Source organism: Povalibacter uvarum (assembly GCF_014202975.1).
GTDB classification, from domain to species: domain Bacteria; phylum Pseudomonadota; class Gammaproteobacteria; order Steroidobacterales; family Steroidobacteraceae; genus Steroidobacter; species Steroidobacter uvarum.
Window position 1 is genome coordinate 1,087,622 of the sequence record NZ_JACHHZ010000001.1, and the last position, 18,953, is coordinate 1,106,574.

Here is an 18,953-nt window from a genome sequence, read left to right on the forward strand (position 1 = left end):
CATACTCCCCACTCCCTTTACGACCTGCAGAACCCCTCGATCCCATGAGCCAGCGCACTTCGAAGAAGCCTGCACGCCAGCCACGCAACAAAGACTCCGCACGCCGTTACTCGAGCGTCGTCGTCGACGGTTACGCACAAGCACCGAGCCGCGCAATGCTGCGCGCCGTCGGCTACAAGGACGCCGATTTCCGCAAGCCCGCCATCGGTGTTGCCTCGACGTGGAGCGATCTCACTCCCTGCAACATGCACATAGACAAGCTTGCGAAGGCCGCCGCGACCGCCATCGACAAGGCAGGCGGCAAGAGCACGACGTTCGGCACGATCACCGTGTCCGACGGTATTTCGAACGGCACACCGGGCATGCGCTATTCGCTCGTGTCGCGCGAAGTGATCGCGGACTCGATCGAGACGGTCTCGGGAGCCCAGGGCTTCGATGGCGTCATTGCGATCGGCGGCTGCGACAAGAACATGCCCGGTTGCATGATGGCGCTCGCCCGCCTGGATCGTCCGGCGATCTTCGTCTACGGCGGCACGATCAAGCCCGGCAAGCAGCGTCGCGACATCATTTCAGTCTTCGAAGCCGTCGGTGCACGCGCCGCGGGCAAGATCAGCGAGAAGGATCTGCTGGAGATCGAACGCACGGCCATTCCGGGGCCGGGCAGCTGCGGCGGCATGTACACGGCGAACACGATGGCATCGGCGATCGAAGCGCTCGGCATGAGCCTGCCCAACAGCTCCGCTCAGGAAGCGGTGTCGGGCAAGAAGCTCGACGACTGCAAGGCCGCGGGCAAGGCGATATTGCAGCTCGTGAAGGCGGACGTGAGGCCGTCGCAGATCCTGACGCGCAAGGCGTTCGAGAACGCGATCACTGTCGCCATCGCGCTCGGCGGTTCGACGAACGTCGTGCTGCATCTGCTCGCGATCGCGCACGCGACAGGCGTTCCGCTGGAGCTCGACGACTTCACCAGGATCGGCAAGCGTGTGCCCGTGCTCGCGGATCTGCGCCCGAGCGGCAAATACGCGATGTCGGAGCTGGTGAAGATCGGCGGCATTCAGCCGTTGATGAAGACGCTGCTCGCGCGCGGACTGCTGCACGGTGAATGCCTGACGGTCACGGGCAAGACGCTCGCGCAGAATCTCAAGTCCGTGAAGCCGTATCCGAAGAACCAGGACATCGTTCATGCGTTCGACGATCCGATCAAGCCGGACAGCCATCTCGTCGTGCTGTACGGCAACGTCGCTCCCGAAGGTTCAGTCGCCAAGATCACCGGCAAGGAAGGACTCTCGTTCACCGGACGCGCCCGGGTATTCGACGGCGAAGAGAACGCGCTGCAAGCGATCCTCGACGGCGTCGTCGTCGAAGGCGACGTCGTCGTCATCCGCTTCGAAGGCCCGAGGGGCGGCCCAGGTATGCGCGAGATGTTGAGTCCGACGAGCGCGATCGCCGGCCGCGGACTCGCGGGCAAAGTCGCGTTGATCACGGACGGCAGATTCTCCGGCGGCAGCCGTGGTTTCGTCGTCGGTCACATCGCGCCGGAAGCGGCAGTCGGCGGACCCATCGGCCTAGTGCGTGATGGCGACGAGATCACGATCGATGCCGTGCAGCGCGAAATCCGCTGCGATGTGAGCGACGCCGAGCTCGCTGAACGCCGGAAATCATGGAAGGCACCGGAACCCTATGCACGCCGCGGTGTACTGGCGAAGTACGCACGTAGCGTCAGCAGCGCCTCCCAGGGCGCAGTGACCGACGCCGAATGACGATGACACCCACGCTGCTGCTGAATCAGAGCCAGGTCCTCGCCGCGATCGACATGCGCGAGGCGCTGGTCGCGGTGGAAGAAATCTTCCGGCTCCATGGTCGCCGGCAGGTGCAGATGCCGTCGAAGGTCTACCTCGATCTGCCGGGTGGCGATGTGCGCGCGATGCCCGCATACGCGCCGCCGCTGGGTTTCGCCTCGATCAAGAACATCAACATGCATCCCGGCAACCGCGACGTGCCGTCCATCATCGGCACGCTGACGTTGTTCGACCCGCCGACCGGTGTGCCGCTGGCGATCATGGATGCGACAGCGATCACGAGGCTGCGAACGGGCGCCGCTGCCGGTGTCGCAACGCGATTGCTCGCGCGTGCGGATGCCACCGTGCTGTCGGTGATCGGCGCGGGAAATCAGGCGCTGACACAGATCGAAGCGGTCCTCGCCGTGCGGCCGCGAATCGATCGCGTCGTGATCTACGATCTCGATGCAGACCGTGCGAATCGCCTTGCGAGATCAGCGACTGATCGGTTCAAGGTCGTGATGCACGTTGCCGGTTCCGTGGAAGAGGCGGTGAGGGCAGCGGATGTGCTGACGACGATCACGCCTGCTCGCGCACCGATCGTTGCCGCTGAGTGGGTGAAGCCGGGTACGCACATCAACGCCATCGGTGCGGATGCAGCGGGCAAGCAGGAACTGGAATCGCAACTGACGACGTCCGCCAAAGTGGTCGTCGATGAAATGGATCAAGCCACGCACAGCGGCGAGGTCAATGTCCCTGTTTCGCAGGGTTTGCTGGAGCCCAGCGCGATCTACGCGGAGCTCGGCCACATCGCTGCGAGTGCGAAACCCGGTCGCCTCAGCGCCACGGAGATCACGATCTTCGACTCGACCGGCCTGGCGTTGCAGGACCTGGCCTGCGCGGCGTACGTTTACCGCAAGGTGAAAGCGGCCGGCGACGCGCCTGCCAGCTTCGATTTCCTGGCTTGATCACTCGATCATCTCATCACGGCACAGCCATGTCCCAGATCGAAATCGTCGAAGTCGGACCCCGCGACGGGCTGCAAAGCGAACCCGACGTGCTTGCGACATCGATCAAGCTCGAGTTGATCGAGCGGCTCATTGCCGCCGGCGTGCGGCGCGTCGAAGTCGCCAGCTTCGTCAACCCGAAGCGCGTGCCGCAGATGGCTGACGCTGAAGCGGTGCTCGCGGGACTGCCGCGCCGAAGCGACGTCCAGTACGTGGGGCTCGTCCTCAATCGCAAGGGTTTCGATCGCGCGCAGGCAGCGGGTTGCACCGAGATCGGCATGGTCACCGCGGCGACCGACAGCTTCGCTCAGCGCAATCAGGGTGCCAGCACAGAGGAAACGGTTCGCGCCTGGGAGGAGATCGCGCCGCTGGCACATGCAGCAGGCATTCGAGCTCAGATCACCATTTCAGTCGCGTTCGGATGTCCGTTCGAAGGTGAGGTACCGATGGATCGTGTCGTGGCGCTCGCAACGCGGTTGTCGCAGGCGGCGCCCGTCGAACTGGCGATCGCTGACACGATCGGAGTCGCTGTGCCGACTCAGGTCACCGAACTCGTCGGGCGAATCCGACAAGCCGTGCCGGGCTTGCCTCTGCGATGTCACTTCCACAACACGCGCAACACGGCGGTCGCCAATGCTTACGCCGCCGTCTCGGCGGGCGTAAGGACGCTTGATTCGAGTGTAGGGGGAATCGGGGGGTGCCCGTTCGCCCCCAATGCGACCGGTAACGTGGCCACCGAGGATCTGGTGTACATGCTGTCGAGGGCGGGCTTCGACACTGGCATCGATCTGAACAAGCTCATCGGCGTCGGGCACTGGCTCCAGGAGCAGAGGGGCCGGCCGTTGCCCAGCATGGTTTCCAGGGCGGGCGGATTCCCTAAATCTATCAGCTAGATAGCGCCTCTTATGCCAGTGATTCCGTAGCCGCGTTCAGCCGGCTGCTGACCCGCGCCCCGACCTCCCTTCCTGCCGTTCCATAGGGGCTTGTGTGCAGCCCTGTCGTGACCCTCTGTCAGGCGTATACACTCGCGCCATCGGCCCCTAGCGGGCTCTCAATGTTTTTGAAGGAAGATCATGGCTAAAGCAGTGGACAAGGCCTATCAGACGGTGCGCGAACGCATCGTCCGGGGCGTCTATCCGGCATCGTCACGAATCACCGAACAAGAAGTCGCAGCCGCCGCGGGCGTGAGCCGGACACCCGTTCGCGAGGCTCTGCGCAAGTTGCACGCGGAAGGATTGCTCGAGTTCATCCCCCACCAGGGCGCCATCGTCACCGAATGGACGAATGAAGACCGCGACGACGTGTTCGAGTTGCGGGCCCTGCTCGAATCGTACGGCGCGGCACGTGCTGCCCGCCGGATGACCGCGGAGGCAATCGCGGAATTGCGCCAGCTCGCCGAGGATCAGTACCACGAGACCCTGAGCAAGCGCGAAGGTTACCTGGAGCGCATCGGCGATCTGAACAGCCAGTTCCATCGCCGGATCCAGGAGTGCTCGGGCAGCTCGCGGCTGGTGGGTGCACTGTCGTCGTTGATCGAAGCGCAGCTCATGATGAAGACGTTCGAGTCCTATCACGACGAGGATCTGATCCGCAGCGCTTCGCATCACCTCGAGATCGTTCGCGCCCTCGAGGCGCGCGACCCCGATTGGGCTGCCGCGCTGATGCGTTCGCACATCCTCGGTGCCCGCGGCGCACTGCGACTCCTGTAGTAAGCAAGAAGCGGATGGCGGATAGCGGATGGCTGATAGTACGCTGTCTCGCTATCCGTCGGATCGGGTCATCACCCATCCGCCATCCGCTATCCGCCATCCAACTTCGGAGATCTCCCATGACGATCAAAGTCGGCGACAAGATGCCGTCCGGAACCCTCACGCTCATCACGAAGGACGGCCCGCAGAAGGTCACGGCGGATGAGTACTTCAGCGGCAAAAAGGTCGTGCTCTTTTCAGTGCCGGGCGCGTTCACTCCCACCTGCGATGCCAAGCATCTGCCCGGATTCGTCGAGCAGGCCGCGAACCTGAAAGGCAAGGGCGTCGCGAAGATCGCCTGCCTGTCCGTGAACGACGCGTTCGTGATGAAGGCCTGGGGCAAGGCGCAGAACACCGACGACAAGGTCGACATGCTGGCCGACGGCAACGCCGAATACACCAAGGCCCTCGGCCTCGATTTCGACGCCTCCGGATTCGGCATGGGCACCCGCGGTCAGCGTTTCGCGATCGTCGTCGAGAACGGCGTCGTGAAGCAGCTGAACGTGGAAGCGAAAGGGGAGTTCAAGGTGTCGAGTGCGGAGTACGTTTTAGGTCAGCTGTGAGCGACGAGCTACGAGCTGTGAGGCAGAAAAGAACAAGGGGGCGATTTCTCGCCCCCTTGGCTTTTCGTCTGGTGCTTCCTGGGCTGGCTCGCGGCTCATCGCTCGCCGCTCGCCGCCGGTTTCATCCCAGCGCCTTCTCCAGCTCGGGGATGACCGTGAACAAGTCTCCCACCAGCCCCACATCCGCCACCTCAAAAATCGGTGCTTCCGCATCCTTGTTGATGGCAACGATCGTGCGCGCATCCTTGATTCCCGTCAGGTGCTGGATGGCGCCCGAGATGCCCACGGCAACATAGAGTTCGGGAGCGATGATCTTGCCGGTCTGACCGACCTGCAGATCGTTGGGGGCGTAGCCGGCGTCGACCGCGGCGCGCGAAGCACCTACGCCAGCGCCGAGCTTGTCGGCGAGTCCGTAGATGATCTTGAAGTTGTCGGCACTGCCGACGGCGCGGCCGCCTGACACGACACGTGCGGCAGTCTGCAGATCCGGACGGCCGGTGGCTGCAGCGGAGCGTGTCACGAAGCGCGTGTGCGTCGGAATCTCTGCATTCACTGCTGCAGCTTCGACGGCTGCGCTGCCGCCTTCGCCGACGGCCTGGAATGAAGCAACACGTACGGTTGCGACGACCTTCTTATCCTTCGCGGCTTCGACCGTGATGATCGCGTTGCCCGCGTAGATCGGGCGACGGAAGGTATATGCCGAGTCGGCAGCCATGATGTCGCTCAGCTGGCCGACGCCGAGGAGGGCGGCGACGCGCGGCATCAGATCCTTGCCGAAGGTCGTGGAGGGGCCGAAGACGTGCGTGTAGTTCGCAGCAGCTGCGGCAATCTGAGGCGCGAGAACGGCGGCGAGCGGCTCGGCGTTCGCGGCGTTCTCGACCTTCAGGACTTTCTTCACGCCCTGAAGCTTCGCTGCCTGGTCCGCAACGGCGGATGCATCCGCGGCAAGGACCACGACATCGATTTCGGCGCCGCTGATGGCGCTGGCGCACGCAACGCACTTCGCGGTGGCGGGATTGAGTTTGCCGCCGGCATGTTCGGCGACGACGAGAATCTTGGTCATTAGATCAACCCCTTCTGCTTGAGCACGGCAACGAGTTCTCCGACGTCCTTGACCATCACCCCCTTCGAACGGCCCGCGGGCGCTTCGTACTTGAGCGTCTTGAACTGGCTGCCGGCATCGATGCCGAGCTCGGCGATCGGCAGGGTGTCGAGCGGCTTCTTCTTCGCCTTCATGATGTCCGGCAGCTTCACGTAGCGCGGCTCGTTGAGGCGCAGGTCGGTGGTGATGACGGCGGGCAGATCGACTTCGATGGTCTCGAGGCCGGCGTCGACTTCACGGGTGACCTTGGCACGGCCGCTGTCGAGCTCGACCTTCGATGCAAACGTGGCTTGCGGACGATTCCAGAGCGCTGCCAGCATCTGGCCGGTCTGGTTGTTGTCGTCGTCGATGCCCTGCTTGCCGAGCAGCACGATCTGCGGGCCTTCCTTCTCGATCAGCTTCAGGAACGCCTTGGCGGCGGCCAGGGGTTCAACCGGAGCATCGCTCTGCACGAGGATTGCGCGATCGGCGCCCATGGCGAGGCCGGTGCGCAGCTGCTGCTGGGTATCGGCGGGACCGATGCTGGCGACGATGACTTCCGTCGCTCCGCCTTTTTCCTTGATCCGCAGGGCTTCTTCGAGCGCAATCTCGTCGAACGGATTGATGCTCATCTTCACGCCTTCGGTCACGACGCCCGTGCCGTCGGGTTTCACGCGGACGCGGACGTTGTAGTCCACGACGCGCTTGAGGCCAACCAGAATCTTGCTCACGCCACACTCCAGTTCATTTGGATTGCGAAAAAAAGCCGGAAACAGGGCTCGAAACGCCGCCCTTCGCGCCCGCCGGGCAACGGCGGGGCAAACTAATGGAACGCTGGCCCGGAGTCAAACCATCGCCAGCGCGCTGCAGCGAACTTTACTCATTGATCGGCCGGGAAATTCCGTAAGTCGGAACGCACCGCAAAAAGACCGGCCGTGCGCTCGCGCGGCGGGTGGGTAAACTGGCGGCCCGTTCGCCCATGGACCCGCTCGCAACGTATGCCTGACGCACTCGGACCGCGCCTCAAGGTCGGTGTCATTACGCCGGCCACCAACACCATCGTTCAGCCGGAGTTCGACGCCATGCGGCCGTCGGGGATTTCGAACCAGCTGACGAGAGTGGTCATTCCGGATACGCCAGTCGATACGGAAGAAGAGTTCACCCGCATGATGAGCACCGTGCGCGCGTCCGTGGAAACGGCGATCGACACGGTAATGGCCTGCGCGCCGTCCACGGTGATCATGGCCATGACCGCGGAAACCTTCTGGGAAGGGACGATGGATGCGAACGCGCTGCAGACACACCTCGAGGCGCGTGCTCACGTGAAGGTCGTGCTGGGGGCCCAGGCGTGCCAGGCCGCTATCCAGCGCTACGGCGGCATCCGGAAGATCAGCGTGATCACGCCGTACATGCCCTCCGGCGATGCGCAGGTCCGCCGCTCGTTCACCGACGTCGGGTTCGAGGTGGTCAACCTGCTCGGACTCAAGAGCAACAGCCCGCTCCTGATGGGGCACGAATCCCCGGAACGCCTGCGTCGCGCCGTCCGCGAGGTCGACGACCCCAGCGTCGAACTGATCCTGCAGGTCGGCACCAATCTCGGCTTTTCCCGGGTCGCCGCCGAAGCCGAGCGCTGGCTCGGCAAGCCCGTCCTGGCGGTCAACACCTGCACCTACTGGCACGCACTGCGCAGCAACGGCATCGAAGACAGGATTGAGGGGTTTGGGTCGTTGTTGATGGAGCACTGAAGAAGCCAGCTAGCCGGCTAGCCATTAGCCAGCTAGCCAAACAAGAACTCCGATCTCCTCTCTGGCTAGCTGGCTAGCCGGCTAATGGCTAGCTGGCTTCTTCACTGTGATTCCCCCCACAGAAGCCCGCTGTGCCGGGCGCCGCCGCGCTGTATTCTGTTATCTTCCGGCCATCTAGCAGTCATCTCGGCTTTCGAGCTCAGTCCATGCGCACCATCCGTCCCAGCTCCGGTCTCGCCAACGTCCGCTACGAAATTCGTGGGGATCTGGCGCGGCGAGCCAATGAGATGGAGCGGATGGGGCACGACATCATCGCGCTCAACATCGGCAATCCCGGGGTGTTCGGGTTCCGGACGCCGGAGACGATGCGGCTCGCGATGATCGAGAACCTGCGCTCGAGCGAGGCGTACTGCCATCAGAAGGGCATCTTCCCGGCGCGCGAAGCTGTGGTCATGCAGCAGCAGAGTCGCGGTGTGCGCGGTGTGACGGCCGAAGAGGTCTACATGGGCAACGGCGTGAGCGAGCTCATCGATCTCGTGCTGCGCGCACTGCTGTCGACTGACGATGAAGTGCTCGTTCCGAGCCCCGACTATCCGTTGTGGACTGCGGCGGTGAACCTGAATCGCGGACGGGCCGTTCACTACCCGTGTCGGCCTGAGAATGGTTTCGAGCCCGATCCGAAGGACATCGAAGCCCTGATCACGAGCCGGACGCGCGCGATCGTCGTCATCAATCCGAACAATCCCACGGGCGCGGTTTACTCGCGCGCCACACTCGAAGCGATCGCACGGATCGCAGAGAAGCATCATCTCGTCGTGTTCAGCGACGAGATCTACGATCAGATTCTCTACGACAACGCCGAGTTCGTGCCGATGGCGACGCTCGTTCACGGCACGCTGTGCGCGACGCTTTCCGGACTGTCGAAGGTGTATCGCGCCTGCGGTTACCGTGTCGGCTGGGTGTCGTTCTCGGGTGAAGTCGAGCCGGCGCGCGAATACCTGGCGGCACTCGACAAGCTGTCGTCGCTGCGTCTTTGCAGCAACGTCCCCGGGCAGTGGGCCGTGCAGACGGCGCTCGGCGGCTATCAGAGCATCTACGAACTCACGCGGCCCGGCGGTCGCCTGTTCCAGTCCCGCAAAGCCATTCTCGACGGCGTCGCTGCCAGCAAGTATCTGCAGGTCTGCGCACCGCGCGGCGCGATCTACGCGTTCATCGGCATCAAGGAAGGCGTTCTGCCGGAGTTCTCGGATCAGCAGTTCGCGATGGATCTGTTGCAGCACAAGCATGTGCTGCTGGCGCCGGGCACGAGCTTCAACGCGCCGTACAAGACGCATTTCCGCATCACCAACCTCCCGACGTCGGAAGTGATCGCCGATGTGTTCGGTCGTGTGGAAGAGCTGCTCGACAGCTACGCGTCGGGCGCAGAGCCCGCGACGCGAGCGCCCGCGCTGAAGATGGTCCGCAGCTGACCAGCGACGAACGTCCGGGTGGTGAGGAGGCGATGAGCGTTTCATCGCGCTCTGGCATCATCACTGCCTCGTTTCGTCACTCGTCCACGGACCTTGTCCCTCAACCTCCTACTGCAACAAGGCGTCACCGTCCTCACTGCTAGCCGCCGTCTGGCGCACGCGGTGCGGCTGAGTTTTGCCAATGAGGCGCGGAAGGCCGGCGAGAGTGTCTGGCTGACCCCCAAGGCACTGCCCTGGGATTCATGGCTGCGCCAGCAGTACATCGCGTCTCGTTCGGCGCGCGCACGCATTCTTCGACCGGCACAGGCTCGCGTGCTCTGGGACGAGATCGTCTCCACGAGCCCCGCAGCGAGCGACCTGCTCAATCCTTCCAGCGCGGCGCGACTCGCGGCCCGCAGCTGGCGACGACTGCACGACTACCTGATTCCCGTCGAAGCACTGCTGCCATCTGAAGCGCCGGAAGCACAAGCGCTGCTCTCATGGTGTCGCGAGTATCAGCGCCGCTGCCAGAAGCTGGAGACGCTGGATGACAGCCGCCTTTCGCAATGGGCGTTCGATTCCGGTTTCGTGCCGACGGAGAAGATCGCGATCGCCGGGTTCGATTCGACCACACCCGCGATGTCGCGACTGCTCGATCGGTGGCATGCGGCGGGTCAGCTCGTCGATGCTGGAATCCAGGCAGCCGATTCAGGCGCGGCGAAACTTCTTGGCGCGGCGGACGCAGCGACGGAGATCGAGCTGACGGCTCAGTGGGCACGCGATCAGGTGCGGGCGGGCGCGACCAACGTCGGGGTGATCGTTCCCGACCTGCAGCAGCGCAGGGACGAGATCCAGCGCGTGTTCGAAGATGTGCTGGCGCCCGGCGCGCGACACACGCAGGCCGCCGCAATATCGCTGCCGGTGGTGATTGCGGCGCCCGGGCCCCTGGCTGGTTATCCGTTGGTCGATGCTGCATTGCTGATCCTGCGGATCGCGTTGGGCGATGTGTCGAGCGCGCAGGCAGGCCGCATTCTGCGATCGCCGTTTCTCAGGGGCGGCGAATCGGAGCGAGCAGCCCGCGCGCACGCCGACTTTCGTCTGCGAGAGGATCAACGCGATCGCTGGGACTGGTTCAAGCTCGAGCGCTGGGCCGCGCAGACGCATTGCGATCAACTGAATCTCGCGGCACGCGATCTGAATGTACTTCTACGCGAAGGTCCTTCGACAGCAACTCCGAGCGAGTGGGCCGAGCGATTTCACAGACTCTGGCTGACGCTGGGCTGGCCGGGCGAACGGACATTGAGCAGCGTCGAGTACCAGACGCTGGAGAAATTCCAGGAGGTCCTGGCTGACTTCGGCGCGCTCGACCTGGTGATGGGCCGGATCGGTCTGGGACGCGCACTTTCGCGCCTGCAGGACCTGGTCAACGACACACCTTTCGAACCGGAGACCACAGCCGCCGCGATCACCGTCATCGATGCAGCTACCAGCGCTGGAATGAAGTTCGATGCGCTGTGGGTATGTGGCCTCGATGCCGATCGGTGGCCGGCGCCCGTGTCACCCGATCCCCTGATTCCGCTCGAGTTGCAGCGCGCCGCGCGAGTACCGGAAGCATCGGCAGCGGACGTTCTCGACCACGCTCGTGTGCAGTTGCGGCGATGGCTCACTTGCTCGCCCGTGGTCGTACTCAGCTGGCCGGAACGCGATGGCGATATCGAGCTGAATCGAAGTCCGCTGCTTGCCGGACTCGAGGAGAGCGAAGCCGGCCCGGTCAATGCGGTGGGCGCTTCACTGCGACGACAGTTGTTCGAGAATCGCCCGGTCCTTGAATCCTTGCGGGACGATCGCGCGCCTGCGTTGCCGCCCCAGGCCGCAAGAGGTGGCGCACGCACGCTCGAACTGCAATCGCGTTGTCCGTTCCGCGCTCAAGGCGAAGTCCGCTTGCGGGCGCCGCAGTTTCCGCGAATCTCTCTAGGTATCCAGCCCGTCGATCGGGGCGCAATTCTCCACAGCGTGCTCGCCGACGTTTGGGGCGCGCTGCGAAGCCGCGACCAACTCCTTGCCATCGATGACGCGGAACTCGCACGACGCATCCGCGACAGCGCGCAGCGTCATACGATGGAGGCAGTCGCTCCCGATACGCCGTCGCGCACACGGCTCGCGATGCTCGAGATCGAAAGCGTTACTCAGCTCGTAGGCAGGCTGATGGTCCAGGAGCGACTGCGCCCGCCTTTCACGGTCGAGCTCGCGGAGACATCGGAGCAGTACGAGATCGGCGGGCTGTCGATCACGCTGCGCCCCGATCGCATCGATGTGCTCGAAGGCGGTGGACAATTGCTGATCGACTACAAGCTCGGTGATTCGCACCAGCCCCGCAAGTGGCTCGATGCAGTGCCGGGCAGGCCGCCGCGCCCCCAGTTGCCTCTCTACGGCCTTGCGCACGCGGAGCGGTTGAGTGCGCTCGCATACGCAGTGCTGGCGCCAGCATCGGTCGAGTATCGTGGCTGGAGCAACGGCACGCCCGTAGGCAGCGGCATCGTGCCGTATCCGATGGGCCTGCGCATCGATCTGGGCGATCCGGCGGACTGGGATGCGCTCATGCATCACTGGCGCTTCACGCTGACGCGGCTCGCGGAGCGCTACGTCGCCGGCGATGCGGTCGTCGATCCACTCCCGCAGGAATGTGCGACGTGCCACCTGAGCACGCTCTGCCGCATTCACGAGGCACCAGCTGCTGAAGGCGAGGAGGGCGTCACCGATGACGAGTGATGCTTCAGCCCGCGCCGCTGCGCTCGATCCACAACGATCGTTCATCGTTCAGGCACCTGCGGGATCGGGCAAGACGGAACTGTTGACGCAGCGCTATCTGCGGCTGCTGGCGACCGTCGAATCGCCTGAGCAGATCCTTGCAATCACGTTCACGCGCAAAGCCGCCGCGGAGATGCGATCGCGAATCCTTCTCGCACTGGATGCCGCGCAAGGAGCGCCGCCGGAGTCGCCGCACAAGCGATCGACGTGGGAACTTGCCAGAGCAGTTCGCAACACGGACGCACGCCACGGCTGGCGATTGACCGAACATCCCGCGCGACTACGCATCCAGACGATCGATGCCTTGAACGCTTCGCTCGCGCGGAGATTGCCGGTGCTCGCAGGAACCGGCGCGGCATTGGAGCCTACGACTGATCCCCGGCCTTTCTATGATGCTGCGGGCCAGCGCCTCGTCGAGCGACTTGGCGACAACTCCGCCGTGGCGGAGCGGCTCGAAGTTCTCGTGGTCCATCTCGGCAACCGTGTCGACCGGCTGGTAGAGCTTCTGAGCGACCTGCTTGCGAAGCGCGATCAGTGGCTGCATCCGATCGTGAATGCGAACGCGCGAGAGAATCTGAGGTTCGTGCTTGAGAGCACGCTCAAGCGCATCGTCGAACGGCATCTGACGCTGCTGTGCGAAGGACTGGGTGACGTCCGGCGACGCGAGCTGTTCGATCTCTTGCAGTATGCCGCGGGGAATCTTCTCGGCGGCGATCTCGACCCGGTGCGTCGGGCGCTGCTGGAAAGCTGTCTGTCACGGCCCGCGGCTCCGGATGCCACTAGCGAATCGCTGGACGCGTGGCGCGCGCTGGTCGCAATGCTGTTCAAAAAGAACACGAAGGGCGAGCTGTACGAGACCGTCACGAAGGTGCACGGATTTCCGACGACCAACCGCGACCGCAAGGAGCAAATGCTGTCGGCGCTGCGCTGGCTGGGCACGCATCCGGCGCTTTGCGAACGATTGTTCGAGCTGCGGACGCTTCCCGATGCGACGTACAGCGACGAGCAGTGGCGTGCGTTACAGGCGCTGCTCGACCTGCTGCCCGTTGCAGTCGCCGAACTCCAGCTCGAATTCCAGGGGCAGGGCAAAGCGGACTACGTCGAAGTCGCATTGAGGGCATTGCGTGCGCTTGGTACTCCCGACGAACCCACGGATCTCGCGCTCGCGTTCGACTATCGGCTGCAGCACATCCTCGTCGATGAATTCCAGGACACGTCCTTCGCGCAACTCGACCTGCTCGAGCGACTGACGGGTGGCTGGCAGCAAGGTGATGGCCGCACGCTCTTCTGCGTCGGCGATCCGATGCAGTCCATCTACCGTTTCCGCCAGGCGGAGGTGGGACTCTTCATCGGGCTGCAGCAGAAAGGATTGGGCCACCTGCAACTGGAGCCGCTCAGGCTCGAAGCGAATTTCCGTTCCCTGCCCGTGATCGTGAATTGGGTCAACACGACATTCCCCGACGTGCTCGCACCGGAAAACGATGCCGAGCAGGGTGCTGTTCGATACAGCGCGAGCACAGCGGCTCTCGCCGGCGATGCGGGCGGCGTTCACGTTCACGCATTCGTGAACACAGACCCACGTGCCGAAGCACAGAAGGTCACTTCAATCGTCCGCGACTCCCTGCAACAGGATCTCGAAGGACGAATTGCCATCCTGGTGACGGCAAGAACGCACGTCGAACTCATCGCGCAGCATCTTGCTGCCGCCGGCGTGGAGTTTCGCGCTGTCGAGATCGAGCAGTTGCGCGAGCGCCCCGTAGTGCAGGATCTGATTGCGCTCACACGTGCACTTGTTCATCTCGCGGATCGCACCGCCTGGTTCGCGGTTCTGCGGGCTCCCTGGTGCGGCCTGACGCTGGCGGACCTGCATGCGCTCGCGGCACACGGGAGTTTCGTGCTGGAGGAAGGCATCAGGGCAGAGCTCGACGCGGGCAGCCTGTCAGAGAATGGGCAGTCGCGATTGAGTCGCGTGCACGAGATCCTGAGTGCCGCTCTTCAGGAACGTGGTCGCTGGCCGCTCCGGATCTGGGTAGAGCGAACCTGGAACGCGCTCGGCGGGCCCGCAACGCTCTCACGCCAGAGCGATCTCGATGATGCTCAATCCTTCTTCGGCCGCCTCGACGATATCGAAGTCGCCGGCGATCTGGAGGATGTCGCGCGACTGGAGGAGCAGCTCGACCGGTTGTTCGCGAGCGGCCAGACGCATGGCGACGCCCGTGTCGAGATCATGACGATCCATGCCGCGAAAGGTCTCGAGTTCGAGACCGTCATCCTGCCGGGTCTGCAGCGACAGATGCGCACGGAAGATCGCGAGCTGCTGCGCTGGACGCGAATCGCAGGCGAGGGCGGAGGAATGGTCTTTGCTCCCGTCAAGGCAGAGGGCAGCGAAGGCGACCCCGTCTACCGTTGGATCGAGTTGCTCGAGCGTCAACGTATCATCAGGGAGCGCGGACGACTGCTCTACGTCGCAGCGACGCGCGCGAAGCATTCCCTGCACTTGCTGGGCACTGTGCAGGCCCGTGACCGCGGCGGTGAGCTCACGCTGCGCGAACCGACAAAGGGGTCGATGCTTCGCATGCTGTGGCATGCCGTGGCCCCGTACTTCGATGCAGAAGCACCGAGCGCGCCAGCGTCGTCGCCCGCGTCTGCCGCTCCAATGCAGCAGCTGCATCGCGTGCCGCTCGACTGGACGCCACCTGCCGCCGAGAAGCCGCTGCACGTCACCGCCGCACCCATCGTCGATCTGGAAGCCGAACGACCGATCTTCGACTGGGTCTCCGAGACGAGCCGGCACGTCGGCACGCTCGTGCATCGGGAGCTGGAACGGATGTGCACATCGAGCGATTCGGCACCCGCATCCCGCAGTCGGCTGCTGCTGGAGCTCGCAGAGCTCGGTGTGCCTCCGGATCGTTGTGAGAGCGGGAGCGATCGAGTGATCGCAGCCCTCCAGCACACGCTGAGCGACAAACGGGGTCGATGGGTACTGGGTCTGGACGGAGGAATCCAGGACGCCGCTTCCGAGCTCGCACTCAGCGGCGTCCTCGCCGGAAGCATCGTCGAAGGCATCATCGACCGGACGTTCGTCGACGAGCAGGGGACCCGCTGGGTGATCGACTTCAAGACGAGCACCCACGAAGGCGGCGGCCGCTCAGCCTTCCTCGACGAAGAAGTCGCCCGCTACCGCCACCAGCTCCTGCGCTACGCCTCCCTCATGCGACTCTATCGGCCTAAGCAAACCGTCCGCGCAGCCCTCTATTTCCCACTCATGCGCGAATGGCGCGAAGTCCCCCTGGACGAAAAACGCCAACTGGACTGGCTCACCTGATCTCCGCTGCCTCTGGCCAGCAGCCAGTCGCCAGCAGCCTCTTGTCCTTACTGCCTTCTCTCTGGCTCATCGCTCATCGCTTGCAGCTTCCCCTAGCTTCCCAGCAGCATCTTCACCAAATTCGGCATCCCCGCCCCCTGATGCATCCGATCGCGCTTCAGATCGGTACATGCCCCCAGCAGGATGTCCTTCACGCGATCGGGATAGCCTATGAACTCCTTCCGTGCGGACAGGAAGCATGCGACGACGCCGGAAACGTGCGGCGCCGCCATGCTCGTGCCGCTCATGGCTACGTACATGCTGTTGCGAGTCATGTTCTTCGTCGCTTTGGCACCTGCCCGGCATGAAACGATGCGCTCACCGGGCGCGACGAGGTCCGGCTTGCAGCGGCCATCGGCTGTCGGGCCGCGCGAACTGAAGTACGAAATGCCATAGAGGTGCGGCTTCGACTTGTGGATCGACCCGACGGCAATGGCTTCGTCGAGATTGGCCGGGTCGCCGATCGAGAGATCGGTGTTCAGGCCGATCACCTCGTCACCCTGCTGAAGCTCGAGATAGCCCTCGTTGCCCGCCGCCAGCACGACGACGACACCCTGCCGCCAGAGCTTGCGCAACTGCTTGCAGATCGGCGTGTCACCGCAGCCGAAAGCTTCGGGATCGAACGAACCGCCGAGGCTGAGATTCACGCCGTGAACGACGAGCGAAGCCGAGTTGCGGTTCATTTCGAAGATGTGATCGAGCGCCTTGATGATCTTGGCATCCGTGCCGCGCCCGTCGTCATCGAGCACCTTGTACGAGTTCAACCGGACGGTCGGCGCAATGCCGCTGATGCCGAAGTCGCGCATGCCCCCCGCAATGATTCCCGCGACGTGAGTGCCGTGGCCGTTGCGGTCGACACCCAGCTTGGGATGGCTTTTCGGATTCCATTCGGCGATGGCACCCGGCTTGAGACAGTCATAGACACGACCGATGTTCGAGCAATCGGTGCCGTAGCCGAAGTGGGGATGCAGCGGGTCGATGCCGGTATCCAGCACTGCCCACGTGATCCCCTGGCCGCGTGAATCGTAGCCGCGATGCGCGGTCGCGCATTGCAGGACGTTGATGGACTGATCGAGGAGGGCGCGTTTGCGCGCATTGCGGAAGACGCGGTAGACGGAGTTGAGATGCAGCTCCGCCGACATCCGCTCGACTTCGGAGCGCGTCAATCGAGCGGCGACGTAGCCAGACAACGCCTCCAGATCGACATCATCCGGTGTCAGCTTCGGCTTCGCCGTTCGCAGCGAGCTGGTGATCCAGCGGACCACGTCCGTACGAACCTCGTCGGCGGCGCGTGACTGGCCGGGACTGTCCCACTGGTCGCGCAGCTCGATGAGCACGGCGTGCCGTTCTTCCTGGGCACCGCCTTCCATCTGCCCGACGAGATCCCGTGCAATCGTGAACGGCGCAATTCGTTGGAACAGATCACGGTCGATCGCATCGCGCACAGGGCCGCGAACCTCGGAGAGCCGCAGATAGCCGCTGCCTGAATGCGGATCCTTGGGCGAATCGGCGTTCCATTGCACGAAGTCCTCCACGCCGACACCGTTCGTCGATGAGTAGTCGCCGCTCAGGCGCTTGTCGGCGCAAACCGGATCGAGAGGATCGGCGACATTCACCCAGCGCTTCACGACGGCCGGTACCGCGAGTCCCTTCTTCTGGTTCGTGATGACCTTGAGCTGATCCTGGACTTCCTGCAGCCCGAGAGGAGAGCCGATGGTCACGAGCAGATCGATCTCGACACCGTCGGCGGCTGTCAGGCTGCTCAGCGCCTCATACGCAATCATCGACCCCTGGCTGTGAGCAATGACGATGAATGGGCCTCCGCCCGTACGCAGGCGCGACAGCACGCTCTCACGCATGATCTCGCGGCGCTCTTTGATGAACAGGAATTCGTGAACGTCCTTGAGGAACGCTTTCGTGATGCGGCGGGAAATAAACTCCCGCAGCGGGGCAGGCAGAGGAAGCACTCTCAAGTGATAGTCAGCAGCGTCCAGGCCTTCAACCGGCGCTGCTCCGCGCAAGGTTCTCTCCGCGATGCGCTCGAGTACCGCGCGTTCCTGCTTCTTCTGTGCATCCTCAGGCAGCAGCGGCTCAACGCCCTCGGAAGGATCCGCCAGGGCTCGAATGGCTACAGCGCCCGCCGCCGCCGATGCCACATCCTGCGTGGCGTCAGCCATCTTGCACGAGGCCTTGACGGGGTCCGGGTAGAACATCCGATTGACCCAGTAGGCGAGCCGGCTGCGCTCGCCCAGGTTGAAACCGAACAGCGCGTCGTCCCATTGGCACTTGAGAACTTCGGCCGCGGGTTTGTTACCGATGCCGTGAACGTAAAGGATCGTCTTCGCACGACCCGCGTTCGGCTCGTCACCCGCGCGTTTGATCGAAACAGATGCCGCGCTGGACGCTTTTCGGGTCGATGCCGCGGCCGGACGCTTCTTCTTCGTCGTTGGGGTTCCGCGCTTGCCTGCCATGATGTTGCTCCTTTGAACATAAAGAGACTGGCCGGCGCAGCATGTGCCCTGCGGAGCTGCGCCGGCAGTGTACGAAAGGGGACTGGAGCGCCGCGGATCGGCTTGTGATGCCGGTCACACTCCGACGGCGCTTATGTTCAGAGCATCGCGACGCGAACGTCGATGCACCTGACACCGCGGATTTCCCGGGAGATTCCGCTTTCTTGCGAATCAGGCAGTTACGCCGCTGGCCCGATTGCTGCAATGAAGACTGCGAGAATCGCAGCCCGGGATCGGGCTCGAGAATGAAAACTTCAGGAGACGAACTGCAATGAAGCTGCTCGGTAAGACACTCACGGCCGTCGCACTGGCGTGCACCTCGCTGGCCGCGAATGCCGCCTACATCACGACCTTCACCAGTGGCATGACCACACAGGTCGCCGGTGCAACGGTTTACGACTTCGAGAACGGCAAGCCGGCGAACTACACGGGTGCCGGAAGCGTCATCAACTTTTCGTCCTCCACCACGGCCGCACCGGCCGGCGATTCGACGTACTACTACAGCGTCGCGTATCCGGATCAGACGGGCATCGGCACGTTCAACGCCGGCAACGGCACTGCGTACGACTACTTCGGCCTGTACTGGGGCTCGATCGACGATTACAACTCGCTCAAGTTCTACAGCAACGGTTCGCTCGTCGCGACGATCACCGGCCTCGACGTCATTGCCACCGGCACTTCGCTCGGCAACCAGACGGCGGCCGGCTCGAACCGCTACGTCAACTTCTTCTTCGACACGACGTTCGATCGCATCGATTTCCTGACCACGAACTACGCTTTCGAGATGGACAATCATGCTTTCGCCCGCACGACGAACGTTCCGGAACCTGCGACGCTCGGGTTGCTCGGCATGGGCCTGCTCGGCGCGAGCCTGGTCCGCCGCCGCAAACGCTGAACGGTT

At 63.7% G+C, this 18,953-nt stretch carries 13 protein-coding genes; 10 read left to right on the forward strand and 3 right to left on the reverse strand.

The window, feature by feature from the left end; all coding sequences use genetic code 11:
- Positions 1-44: 44 nt before the first annotated feature.
- The 5 genes from ilvD (at position 45) to HNQ60_RS04665 (ending at position 5,096) form a co-directional block, all read left to right on the forward strand.
- Entirely contained in the window at positions 45-1,760 is a 1,716-nt protein-coding gene (gene ilvD, locus HNQ60_RS04645) for a dihydroxy-acid dehydratase (protein ID WP_184329823.1), read from the forward strand.
- Positions 1,757-2,746, forward strand: a complete 990-nt coding sequence (locus HNQ60_RS04650; protein WP_221304009.1) for an ornithine cyclodeaminase family protein — start codon at positions 1,757-1,759, stop codon at positions 2,744-2,746. The genes ilvD and HNQ60_RS04650 overlap by 4 nt, the downstream gene beginning before the upstream one ends.
- Before the next feature lie 29 nt (positions 2,747-2,775).
- A complete protein-coding gene (locus HNQ60_RS04655; RefSeq protein ID WP_184329824.1) occupies positions 2,776-3,678 on the forward strand; it encodes a hydroxymethylglutaryl-CoA lyase in 903 nt (300 codons plus the stop codon).
- A 180-nt stretch (positions 3,679-3,858) separates the two neighbouring features.
- On the forward strand, positions 3,859-4,494 hold the full coding sequence (locus HNQ60_RS04660; protein WP_184329825.1) for a GntR family transcriptional regulator: 636 nt from the start codon (positions 3,859-3,861) through the stop codon (positions 4,492-4,494).
- 119 nt (positions 4,495-4,613) lie between these two features.
- A complete protein-coding gene (locus HNQ60_RS04665; protein WP_184329826.1) occupies positions 4,614-5,096 on the forward strand; it encodes a peroxiredoxin in 483 nt (160 codons plus the stop codon).
- Positions 5,097-5,217: 121 nt separating this feature from the next.
- Here HNQ60_RS04665 and HNQ60_RS04670 read toward each other — a convergent pair whose 3' ends face one another.
- Together HNQ60_RS04670 and HNQ60_RS04675 are read right to left on the reverse strand one after the other, a co-directional pair.
- The gene (locus HNQ60_RS04670; protein WP_184329827.1) at positions 5,218-6,159 is read right to left on the reverse strand and encodes an electron transfer flavoprotein subunit alpha/FixB family protein; all 942 of its coding nucleotides are present in this window, start codon (positions 6,157-6,159) and stop codon (positions 5,218-5,220) included.
- Positions 6,159-6,908, reverse strand: coding sequence for an electron transfer flavoprotein subunit beta/FixA family protein (locus HNQ60_RS04675; protein WP_184329828.1), 750 nt, complete (start codon positions 6,906-6,908; stop codon positions 6,159-6,161). The genes HNQ60_RS04670 and HNQ60_RS04675 overlap by 1 nt, the downstream gene beginning before the upstream one ends.
- 267 nt (positions 6,909-7,175) lie before the next feature.
- Between HNQ60_RS04675 and HNQ60_RS04680 the strand changes: the two genes are divergently transcribed.
- The 4 genes from HNQ60_RS04680 (at position 7,176) to HNQ60_RS04695 (ending at position 15,503) form a co-directional block, all read left to right on the forward strand.
- Complete coding sequence (locus HNQ60_RS04680) at positions 7,176-7,922, forward strand: maleate cis-trans isomerase family protein (protein ID WP_184330190.1); 747 nt, start codon at positions 7,176-7,178, stop codon at positions 7,920-7,922.
- 206 nt (positions 7,923-8,128) lie between these two features.
- The gene (locus HNQ60_RS04685; protein ID WP_184329829.1) at positions 8,129-9,391 is read left to right on the forward strand and encodes an aminotransferase class I/II-fold pyridoxal phosphate-dependent enzyme; all 1,263 of its coding nucleotides are present in this window, start codon (positions 8,129-8,131) and stop codon (positions 9,389-9,391) included.
- Positions 9,392-9,484: 93 nt separating this feature from the next.
- Positions 9,485-12,139: a hypothetical protein gene (locus HNQ60_RS04690; RefSeq protein WP_281382652.1), complete on the forward strand. Its 2,655-nt coding sequence runs from the start codon at positions 9,485-9,487 to the stop codon at positions 12,137-12,139.
- The gene (locus HNQ60_RS04695) at positions 12,129-15,503 is read left to right on the forward strand and encodes a UvrD-helicase domain-containing protein (protein WP_184329831.1); all 3,375 of its coding nucleotides are present in this window, start codon (positions 12,129-12,131) and stop codon (positions 15,501-15,503) included. The genes HNQ60_RS04690 and HNQ60_RS04695 overlap by 11 nt, the downstream gene beginning before the upstream one ends.
- A gap of 92 nt (positions 15,504-15,595) precedes the next feature.
- Here HNQ60_RS04695 and HNQ60_RS04700 read toward each other — a convergent pair whose 3' ends face one another.
- A complete protein-coding gene (locus HNQ60_RS04700) occupies positions 15,596-18,013 on the reverse strand; it encodes a S8 family peptidase (RefSeq protein ID WP_184329832.1) in 2,418 nt (805 codons plus the stop codon).
- A gap of 310 nt (positions 18,014-18,323) precedes the next feature.
- On the opposite strand from HNQ60_RS04700, the gene HNQ60_RS04705 reads away from it, so the two are divergent.
- Entirely contained in the window at positions 18,324-18,947 is a 624-nt protein-coding gene (locus tag HNQ60_RS04705; RefSeq protein WP_184329833.1) for an Npun_F0296 family exosortase-dependent surface protein, read from the forward strand.
- The last annotated feature ends 6 nt before the right edge of the window (positions 18,948-18,953 follow it).